The organism is Rhodoplanes roseus (assembly GCF_003258865.1).
Classification (GTDB): domain Bacteria; phylum Pseudomonadota; class Alphaproteobacteria; order Rhizobiales; family Xanthobacteraceae; genus Rhodoplanes; species Rhodoplanes roseus.
The window spans coordinates 1-9657 of sequence record NZ_NPEX01000207.1; the positions used below are offsets into that span (position 1 = coordinate 1).

General features: G+C 64.5%; 8 protein-coding genes. 2 read left to right on the forward strand and 6 right to left on the reverse strand.

The features are described from left to right. Positions 1-299: 299 nt before the first annotated feature. Entirely contained in the window at positions 300-497 is a 198-nt protein-coding gene (locus CH341_RS22695) for a heavy-metal-associated domain-containing protein (protein WP_111421263.1), read from the forward strand. Between the two features lie 479 nt (positions 498-976). On the opposite strand, the gene CH341_RS35335 is transcribed toward CH341_RS22695, so the two are convergent. The 6 genes from CH341_RS35335 to aptA form a co-directional block, all read right to left on the reverse strand. Continuing rightward, the gene (locus CH341_RS35335) at positions 977-1753 is read right to left on the reverse strand and encodes a DCL family protein (protein WP_210208551.1); all 777 of its coding nucleotides are present in this window, start codon (positions 1751-1753) and stop codon (positions 977-979) included. After that, the gene (locus CH341_RS36000) at positions 1753-2874 is read right to left on the reverse strand and encodes a DNA replication/repair protein RecF (RefSeq protein ID WP_245431200.1); all 1122 of its coding nucleotides are present in this window, start codon (positions 2872-2874) and stop codon (positions 1753-1755) included. Before CH341_RS36000 ends, CH341_RS35335 begins: the two co-directional genes overlap by 1 nt. Beyond that, a complete protein-coding gene (locus CH341_RS36005) occupies positions 2840-3994 on the reverse strand; it encodes an AAA family ATPase (RefSeq protein ID WP_245431201.1) in 1155 nt (384 codons plus the stop codon). Before CH341_RS36005 ends, CH341_RS36000 begins: the two co-directional genes overlap by 35 nt. Next, complete coding sequence (locus CH341_RS33835) at positions 3987-4214, reverse strand: hypothetical protein (RefSeq protein WP_146604583.1); 228 nt, start codon at positions 4212-4214, stop codon at positions 3987-3989. The genes CH341_RS36005 and CH341_RS33835 overlap by 8 nt, the downstream gene beginning before the upstream one ends. A 508-nt stretch (positions 4215-4722) precedes the next feature. After that, entirely contained in the window at positions 4723-6309 is a 1587-nt protein-coding gene (locus CH341_RS22720) for a glycosyltransferase family 39 protein (protein ID WP_111421270.1), read from the reverse strand. Between the two features lie 127 nt (positions 6310-6436). Then, on the reverse strand, positions 6437-7789 hold the full coding sequence (gene aptA / locus CH341_RS22725; protein ID WP_111421271.1) for an omega-aminotransferase AptA: 1353 nt from the start codon (positions 7787-7789) through the stop codon (positions 6437-6439). Between the two features lie 226 nt (positions 7790-8015). Here aptA and hisS point away from each other — a divergent pair, with 226 nt between their 5' ends. Next, positions 8016-9617 carry a histidine--tRNA ligase gene (hisS, locus tag CH341_RS22730; RefSeq protein ID WP_111421272.1) on the forward strand — a complete coding sequence of 534 codons (1602 nt, stop codon included), beginning with the start codon at positions 8016-8018 and terminating at the stop codon, positions 9615-9617. Positions 9618-9657 lie beyond the last annotated feature (40 nt).

A 9657-nucleotide genomic window follows, 5' to 3' on the forward strand; every position in this document is an offset into this window, starting at 1 on the left:
GACTCGGCCCCGCTGGTGCCGAGATACAAATACATCATCGCGCCGAGCGAGCCGGCGATCAACGCCATGCACAAACCGACGAAGATGGCGCCGAGGCGGGCCATGAGAGCTCCGGGAACCTGACTGCTTGCGGGATATCAAGGTGATTCGCCGCGACAGCGTCCAATGTCGACAACCCGGGTCGGGGGTGCAAGCGCATCGCGGCGAAAGCTGTTGAATTCCAGCCATCCCGCTGCGGAAAGACTTGCCACCCGGGCGTCCGGACCACAGTTACGGAAGACAGGAAGGTCGAAACCACCATGGTCACGTTGAATGTCACCGGAATGACCTGCGATGGCTGTGTCCGCGCGGTCGAGCGGATCATCAAGGCGCAGGACCCCCAGGCGAACGTGACCATCGACCTCGGCAGCGGCCGGGTCGAGGCGGCGACCTCGGCCGCGCCCGCCGCGCTGGTCGAAGCCATCGAAGCCGCCGGTTTCGGCGCGAAGGCGGCCTGACGCCGGGAACGGCTCACCCTCCATCCGCCGGGATCGTGCCGGCCGGCGCCTCGCGATTGCGCGGGCGCCCTCGCGCCGACGGCATGCGGATGGCCTGCGATCTGACCTTTCTTCGCATGCGCGGAGACGGCGGGGCCGGCGCCATGAACGGATCAGGTCGACTCTGATCGTCGAATCAGAATTACCGCACATCAGGACCGCGGGTCGGGCGATGTATTCCAGGGACGCGACGTTTCGAGCGGTTCGTCAGCGACAATCGAGTGCACTGTCACAGAAATTACTGTGTCGCATCGCAACGGTGCAGTCCGGTCCATCTCTATCACCGCAATTCCCGTAGTTCCCAGACCGGACGTCACACAATTCGACCGGATCCATTATTTGTGGATATGCTGCCCACTGCTCAGATTACGTCCACTTTAACCAGAGAGATACGACCATCTTTCAGATGATGGCGGCCTGCTTGGGCGAGATTGACCGTGTTACGCACGAGATCGAGCCGCGCTACCGACGAGTGATACGATCGAAGCGCCTCGGACAAAGTCTGGTCCGTTACCTCTGGGGAGACCTGATTGTCCTGCCCGGTCGTGAGCGTGACGCTTTCGAGGGAGAGGCCACGACCGCAAAGGAATGTCGTCACGATCACCTCGAAGGTCATCGGTGGGCAATGATCCATATGGGCGTCGTCTCGGGTGATCCGCTCGCCTGTCACCGCACAAGTGGCATTGCCGTTCGCGTCGCCGTGCGTCGCGAAGAAGGCGTCGCGCGCCTTGTACAAATCGAATCGCACGGCCCGGCGAAACGCTTGCGACACCCGGGCATCGCCGGTTGGCCGAAAAATGCCGCGCCAGCCTCGGATGGCATTGTCGCCTCGATCTCCAAATTGCTGACCACCCTCGATCAAGCCATTTCCGACATCGACGCGAAGCAAGGGGATCACACTGCTTGCGGCTGGGCGGCCGCTGCGTGATGCAATGCGGGTAGGAGAAATCCGTACCGCTGCCGTCCATTCGGATGATTCGGAAGCACTGCGTGCCATGTTCGGTCATCATCACCTGGAAATGGCGGACGCCGCAGCCGACTTTCGCGACGTATTCTGTATGGCGTTCGAGCAGAGCCGCGACGTCCAAAGCATCCTCGTCGTTGACCCGCTCACCTGGCCGGTAGCGGTTCAGCATCGCCTTGAAGAAGGCCGTGGCGTCGCCTTGTTTTTCAAAGCTACGCGTCGCCAACTCGACGGGTTTCGATCGCCCTCCCATTATGCCGCTCCTGCTGCTGCGAACTCGAACTGGGCCTCACACCCGCCATGCGCACATACAGGCTTCTTCAACGTGAGAGGCCGCTGAAATTTCGTGCGGCTGCATTTTTTGCAGGCGAACTGACTGCGGAATGTCTTGAACTCGTCCCAGCGCGTCTTTTCGTCGCCGATCGAGCCATCGCCGTAAGGAACATCCTGAAAATGGCTCCCAAAGTTTTCGATGGTGCCCGTCGCAAGACTCGCGAGGAAACGATTGTTGACGCCTGGCACCAGTGCCGGTTCCAGCTTGGCGTTCTTGAGCAAACCGCCGAGCGCTGACGCCAACTCGCTACGTTCGTAGGAGTACGCCCTCTCCAGCGGGCGGATGCGAATACTGACTCCGAAATCCCGGCATATGCCGAGCAACCATTCCTCTTCGGCCTGGCGCATCTCGTTGGCCGCCGACAGCCCGTCGGCCCAGCGCGCCTCGATCATCTCGTCGCTGACCTTGTGGTCGGCGAATCTCGGCCCATAAGCGGGATCGAAACCTATGATGCGGGTGAAGTGCCACGTCTTCGCTTCGAGCTGGTCCTTCAGATAGTTGAAAAACCGCTCGTCATGGGTGGTGATCAGGACTTGGCAATCACCGAACATGGTGGCGATCAACCCGGCAATGGTGCGGCGATGATCGGCGTCGTAAGAGGTGACGATATCGTCCAGCGCGATGATCGGCGCGCCAACGTTGAACTGCTTGATCGCCGCCATGCGCAGCGCCAGCGCCACAGAATGGATCTGGGAGTCGCTCAAATAGCCGCCCGGCTGCACACCCGTCCGGTTTGCAGCAAAATCGATCAGCAGATTGAGGCGCTGCTGGTTGCTATCGTCTTCGCCCGGCAGCTCCAACCGGATCAGCTTGGCGCCGACGCCCTGGATCATCTTGTAAATATCGTTCATCGGCGTCTGGAGCTTGTCGAGTAGCGTCTGCACCTTCTTTCGGATCTCGGCCGAGACCGTTGTAGCCTGCGCCGTCAGCGCCTCGGACAGCTTCCCCAACTCCTCGCTTGTCCGTAGCGCCAGATTCCGTTCGCCCTCTAGCTCCAGCAGACGATCAATCTTCGCTTTGGCCTTGATATAGGTTGGCATCGTCGCGCGCCTTCTTGGCGGCTGCGTAGTCGGCCAGTTCTTCGAGATGCTTGGCGACGTGATCGCGGATCGCCTCTACGCTGCCTGCCGTCGTGTCCGCGATCGGTGTGATGCAGACCGGGCAAACATCTGGTGCGGGCGCACCTTCGACGAAAAGCGGTTCAGCAGCTTTCCACAAAGCCTGAAAAACGGTTCCGGCCGCCTTATCGCGCTCCTCGGCTTCCTTGCTTTCGGCGGTCGCAAGCGTCGTGACAGCGGCATCGAAGGTCGGAACTGCGCCGCTGACAACAGTCTCACCGCTATCGGCGTCAGTCGCTTCCAGCCACAAGCCGGCCGCCGCGTTGCGGATTTGGCGCAAACCGGCGAGTCCGATCTTGTTCTCCTCCGCTTGGGCGCGCATCTCTAACTCGACATAGGCCGGATCAAGCGCGGCCAGAGCCGTGAGGACAAACGCTGGGTCAAGTGGTGCAAGGATCAGCGTATTGGCATGCGAGAGAACCGCCGCTGCATCCCAATTTTTTACCGTCTGGGCCGTCTCCTTGGCGAGCTGAGTGTCAACGCGCTGGAGCGCCGTCTCGTCTTCGGCCGCGGTCTTGATCTGCGTGCGCAGCGAGCGAAGGTTCTTTTGCACCTCGACGAGGGGGCTGAGTTGCAGCCAGTTGGCGACATCCGCGTAGCGCTGCTCCGGCGTATGGATTTCGACAAAGGTACGGAGCGAGTGGCCGCGAATAATCGGCGGCACCGCAAAACAGGTATTGATGGTCGCCGCCACCGCCGGGATCGGCCGCCTTGCACCTCCGGCTGCCCGACTGCCGTTCGTGACATCCTTGCCCGAAACTACACCGATCGCCACGGACGGAGCAATCTTCGCTTCCTCGGCCAAGTTGTGCGCCAAAGCGATCGGGCCGGCCTGATTGTTGATGGCACGCTGTCCGAGCCGTTCAAGCGTACCGTCTTTCGACAGCATGAACTCCAGGGCATCGATGACGCTGGATTTTCCACTACCATTCGGGGCGAAGATCGCCAGGCATCGTTTCTTGCTGAAATCGAAGGTCTTCGGCTGAAGATAGGCCCGGAAGCCGGTCAGGCCCAGCGATTGAAAAAAGTAGGGATCAGCCATTGACCACCTCGACCTTCGGCAGATTCGCTCGTCCGACGGCGAGCTTTACAATGGCGTCCTTCGCTTGAACGACAGCGTTTGGCGCTGGAGCGGCCTTCAGAATGTGCGTAGTTAGGATGGCCGCAAGGTCGGCATCAACACCTTCCTTGGCCTTTAGACTCTCCCCCAAGGCCTTAAGAAACAAATCAGGCGTTTCCAACGGTTTTGCTTCACCATCCATGATCGATCCCCGTACTACTGTTGTTTTCGACTTACGTTGAGACTTGGCTGAACAAAATTCTGAGTCGCGGTTATCTTTATGAATGAAGGAAAAAAATCCCCTGCGGCCGAACTCAGGTCTTGCCCGACCCCATCTTGCAGGTACACCTTTCCCGCAAGACGACATAGGGGATTTGCATATGACCTAAAGTGATCGCGCTTGCGAAGGCGCAAATCAGTAGATCCTTGAGGGGACTTCACACCGACGGAGTTACGGGGCAGTGCACGAAATCGGCCTTGGGATCCAACCCTCCCGCCTTCCCCAGCCGGCCGATTCGACCAGCGCGCCCCAGCCGCGATCGAGTGCGCCGTAACTCGGGTCCGCGCGGGCACCCCGGCGACGCGGTGCCGTAGGGCGCAATGAGCATTTTGCGAATTGCGCCGCCGGAATCCCTCTCGGCGCAATTCGCGAGGGCTCATTGCGCCCTACGGGGCGATTTATTGCGCCCTACGGGCCTACGAACGACGGGCTACTTCGCCGGCGGCATCGCCGCGCCGGGCGGCAGGATGATCAGGGGGGCGCCTTCGGGGGGGACGATGGCGTATTGCAGGCGCACCGGGGCGACCTTGCCGTGTGCCTGGCGGGGCAGCATCAGGCGGCCCCGCACGGTGGCGCCCGGGAACGTCTTCATCCACGCGTCCACCAGGCCGGCGCCCTGCTCCTCCCACACGATCAGCACGCCGCGCTTCTTCACGTCGGCCATGTCGATCCACGGGCTCAGCGCCGGGTCGCCGTGGACGATCACGTGCGGGCGGGTCGGGCCGTAGACCGCGACGTTGTTGGCGGCGAACTCGGTGCCGGTCACATAGGCGAGCGGCTGGCCGGTCTTCTCCAGAAAGTCGCGGGTGACGATCTCGGCGAGGCGCTTGCCGGGGAACTGGGTCGCCTTGGGGCGGTCGCGCAGCAGCGGCTCGCCCTCCTCCACCGCCACATAGACGAGCGGCATGATCACCAGCACGGCGACGACGCCGAGCGCGAAGCGGATCAGCCGCACGTCCTCGAACGGCGCGCCGCGCCACGCGACGATCGCCAGCGGCAGCATCGACCACAGCGGATAGCCCCACATGGCGACCGGCAGCCGGCCCAGCACGGCGGCGACCAGCGTCGTGACGGCGAACGGCCCGAGCGCCAGCCAGGCGAGATAGCGCCGGTCGAAGGCGCCGGGGCTGATCACGTTGGGATCGACGTCGCCGAGGGTCAGCGGCCGGGTGGCGGCGTCGGCACGGCGCAGCGGATAGAGCAGCGCGAGCAGGCCCAGCGTCGGCAGCAGGAAGCCGATCTGCCCAAACGTCCATTGCAGCGGATACCAGGCGAACTGCCACCAATGCGCCGCCGTTTTTGCGCGCTCGTCGACATAGCGGAACGGCAGAAAATCGCTCTGCACCAGCGCCCACGCGTTCGGGGCGACGACCAGCGCGAAGGCGATCGCCATCACGTAGGGCCCGGGCGTCGCCCACGCTCGTCGCGCGTCGCGGTCGGCCAGCAGGAACAGCCCGAGCGTCGCGGCGAGCGCGAAGGCGGCGTACTTGGACCAGAAGCACAGCGCCAGAAAGACGCCGGCGAGCGCCCAGTCGAGAATTTTCTCGCGGGTCAGCCCGCGGTGGAAGAACAGCGCGGTCAGCGCCCAGAACGGGAGCTGGCACTGGTCGTGCGCGAACTTGACGACCGAGAAGTTGAAGAAGTGCAGGCCTTCCAGCGCCAGCACGGCGAGCAACGCCGGAAACGCGCCGACGATGTCCTTGCCGAGCCGCCACACCGCTCCCATGGCGACCGCGGAGGCGAGCGGGCCGAGCAGATAGACCATCCGCACGTCGCCGGTGAGCTGATAGAGGCCGGCGGCCATCCACCACGGCAGCGGCGGGTGCTTCCAGTAGACGAGCTGCCACTCCTTGCCGAGCGCCAGATCCTCGGCCAGATCGAGCTGCAGGTTGGCGTTGAGCAACGCCGGCATCAGCGTCCAGATCAGGACGTGCAGCACCAGCACGACGACCAGCACGTCGAACGGCTCGCGCCGGGCGAAATCGACGAGCCCCGCGAGGCCAGTGCGCTTGCTCATGGGGAACTCCAGCCTCCGTCATTCCGGGGCGCCGCGCAGCGGCGAGCCCGGAATCCATGCTCGCGGACAGGGGTTATGGATTCCGGACAGCGTCGCTGCGCGACGCTTCCGGAATGACCGATCTGTCTCATCCCACCGCCCTGATGATCCGCGCCGTCTTCTCGACGATCTCGCCGATCTCGTCCTCGCCGACGATCAGCGAGGGCGACAGCGCGATGGTGTCGCCGGACACACGGACGATCGCGTCCTGGCGGAAGAAGCCCTCGTCCATGGCGGCATAGCCGCGTTTTCCGGGACCGTCCGGATGCGGCGCGAGGTCGATGCCGGCGGCGAGACCCACGGTGCGGATGTCGAGCACGCCCGGCAGGCCCTGCAGGCTCATCACCGCATCGGCGAATTTTTGCTCCAGCGCCGTGGCGCGCTCGAACAGCTTTTCGTCGCGGTAGAGATCGAGCGTGGCGAGGCCGGCCGCGCAGGCGAGCGGATGGGCCGAGTAGGTGTAGCCGTGGAACAGCTCCACCACATGCTCCGGGCCACGCATGAACGCGTCGAAAATGCCCTTGCGGACCAGCACGCCGCCCATCGGCACGGTGCCCGAGGTGACGCCCTTGGCGAACGTGATCATGTCGGGCAGCACGCCGTAGCGCTCCGCCGCGAAGCACGGCCCGAGACGGCCGAAGCCGGTGATGACCTCGTCGAAGATCAGCAGCAGGCCGTGCCGGTCGCAGATCTGGCGCAGGCGCTGGAGATAGCCCTTCGGCGCCGGCAGCACGCCGGTCGAGCCCGCCATCGGCTCGACGATCACGGCCGCGATTGTCGAGGCGTCGTGCAGGCCGACGATGCGCTCGAGCTCGTCGGCCAGATGCGCACCCCACTCCGGCTCGCCCTTGGTGAAGGCCTGCCGCTCCCGATCGTAGGTGGTGGGGAGATGGTCGACGCCGGCCAGAAGCGTGCCGAACATCTTTCGGTTGGGCACGATGCCGCCGACCGAGATGCCGCCGAAGCCGACGCCGTGATAGCCCCGCTCGCGGCCGATCAGCCGCGTGCGCGCGCCCTGCCCGCGGATGGTGTGGTACGCCAGCGCGATCTTCAGCGCGGTGTCGACCGCCTCCGAGCCCGAGTTGCAGAAGAACACGTGGTCGAGATCGCCCGGCGCCAGCGCGGCGATGCGGCCCGCCAGCTCGAAGGCGGCCGGATGGCTGTGCTGGAAGGCCGTGACATAGTCCAGCTCGGCCGCCTGGCGCTGGATCGCGGCGACGATCGGGTCGCGGTTGTGGCCGGCGTTGCAGCACCACATGCCGGCGATGGCGTCGATCAGGGTGCGGCCGTCGGCCGTCGTCACCCGCATGTCCTTGGCCCGCACCACCAGCCGGGGGGACCGCTTGAACGCCCGGTTGGCCGTGAACGGCATCCAGTACGGCTCGAGGTCGTTGGGGACGACCGCGGAGGCATTCGCGGGGGCTGTTTCGGCGGCCGGCATGGGACACTCCTTCAGAGGCGGCGGACCCTAGCCGGATTTTTCCGCCAGCGGAACGGCTTGCCGGGGGAGGCCCCCTGCGCTACCAACCGGCGCCCGCCGTGGTCGGTCCGGGGCGCGGGCCGCCGGCCCGCGAACCCGGAATTCATATCCACGGTCAGGGGTTATGGGTTCCGGGCTCGCCGCTATGCGGCGCCCCGGAACGACGGACAACGCCGAGCACCCGATCATGGCCACCGACAAGAAGAGCAAGCTCAAGGCGCGGCTGCCGCGCGGCCTCGCGGACCGCGGGCCGGGCGAGATCGCCGCCACCCAGGCGATGATCGACAAGATCAGGGCCGTTTACGAGCTGTACGGCTTCGAGCCGGTCGAGACCCCGGCGATCGAGTACACGGACGCTCTGGGCAAGTTCCTGCCCGACCAGGACCGGCCGAACGAGGGCGTGTTCTCGTTCCAGGACGACGACGACCAGTGGCTGTCGCTGCGCTACGACCTCACCGCGCCGCTCGCCCGCCACGTGGCGGAGAACTTTCAGAATATCGCCCTGCCCTACCGCTCGTATCGGTTCGGCTGGGTCTTTCGCAACGAGAAGCCCGGCCCCGGCCGCTTCCGCCAGTTCATGCAGTTCGACGCCGACACAGTGGGGTCTGGTTCGGCGGCGGCGGACGCCGAGATCTGCATGATGGCGGCGGACACCATGGAGGCGCTGGGAATTCCGCGCGGCTCCTATGTGGTGAAGGTGAACAACCGCAAGGTTCTGGACGGCGTGCTGGAGGCGATCGGCCTGGGCGGCGACGACAATGCCGGGAGGCGGCTGACGGTGCTGCGGGCGATCGACAAGCTGGATCGGCTGGGCGATGAGGGGGTGCGTCTTCTGCTCGGCGAGGGCCGTAAGGACGAGAGCGGCGACTTCACCAAAGGCGCCGGCCTGAAGGACGAACAGGTCGATCGACTCCTTACATCATATCTCCGGACCTCGTTTAGATCGGACTCGCCGGAAGCTCGACAGAGCATGGGCGTTTCCGGGGCCCACTCGCCAGTCTTTAACTTTCCTGACGAAACAACTTTTCCAGATGATCGAATGACCTTCGGTTTCTGGCGTGATGCCGTCAAAGGTTCTGATATGGGCCAACTTGGCGTGAATGAACTAGACGCAATTGCTGCTCTTTGCCGTGCCGCAGGTTATGGACCTGATCGCGTGTTCTTTGATGCATCCGTCGTCCGCGGCCTCGAGTACTACACCGGCCCCGTGTTCGAGGTGGAGCTGCTGCTCGACACCAAGGACGAAAAGGGGCGGCCGGTCCGGTTCGGCTCGGTGGGGGGCGGCGGGCGGTATGACGGGCTCGTCTCGCGGTTTCGCGGCGAGCCGGTGCCGGCGACGGGGTTTTCCATCGGGGTGTCGCGGCTGCAGGCGGCGCTGGAGCATCTGAAAAAGATCGACACGGCCCCGAAACCCGGGCCCGTGGTCGTCACGGTGTTCGATAAGACCCGGCTCGCCGACTACCAGAAAATGGTGGCGACGCTGCGCGGCGCCGGCATCCGGTCGGAGCTTTATCTCGGCAATCCGAAGAACATGGGCAACCAGCTCAAATACGCGGACCGGCGCAAGAGTCCGTGCGTGGTGATCCAGGGCTCGGACGAGAAGGACAACCCAGCCGGCCCGCACGTCATCGTAAAAGACCTGCTGCTCGGCGCCGAGCTGTCGAAGCTCGACAAGGACCGCGACGACTATCTGCAGCGCCAGGCCGAGGCCCAGGCGCTGGTGCCGGAGCCCGATCTCGTCGCAGCGGTGCGCAAGGTGCTGGACCGCCACGGCGTGCGGTGGGGATAATACAACTCCGTCATTCCGGGGCGCGCCGCAGGCGCGAGCC

Coding starts and splice junctions, on each gene's coding strand:
- CH341_RS22695 (WP_111421263.1), top strand. CDS start 300: ATGGTCACGTTGAATGTCACCGGAATGACCTGCGATGGCTGTGTCCGC.
- CH341_RS35335 (WP_210208551.1), bottom strand. CDS start 1,753: ATGGGAGGGCGATCGAAACCCGTCGAGTTGGCGACGCGTAGCTTTGAA.
- CH341_RS36000 (WP_245431200.1), bottom strand. CDS start 2,874: ATGCCAACCTATATCAAGGCCAAAGCGAAGATTGATCGTCTGCTGGAG.
- CH341_RS36005 (WP_245431201.1), bottom strand. CDS start 3,994: ATGGCTGATCCCTACTTTTTTCAATCGCTGGGCCTGACCGGCTTCCGG.
- CH341_RS33835 (WP_146604583.1), bottom strand. CDS start 4,214: ATGGATGGTGAAGCAAAACCGTTGGAAACGCCTGATTTGTTTCTTAAG.
- CH341_RS22720 (WP_111421270.1), bottom strand. CDS start 6,309: ATGAGCAAGCGCACTGGCCTCGCGGGGCTCGTCGATTTCGCCCGGCGC.
- aptA (WP_111421271.1), bottom strand. CDS start 7,789: ATGCCGGCCGCCGAAACAGCCCCCGCGAATGCCTCCGCGGTCGTCCCC.
- hisS (WP_111421272.1), top strand. CDS start 8,016: ATGGCCACCGACAAGAAGAGCAAGCTCAAGGCGCGGCTGCCGCGCGGC.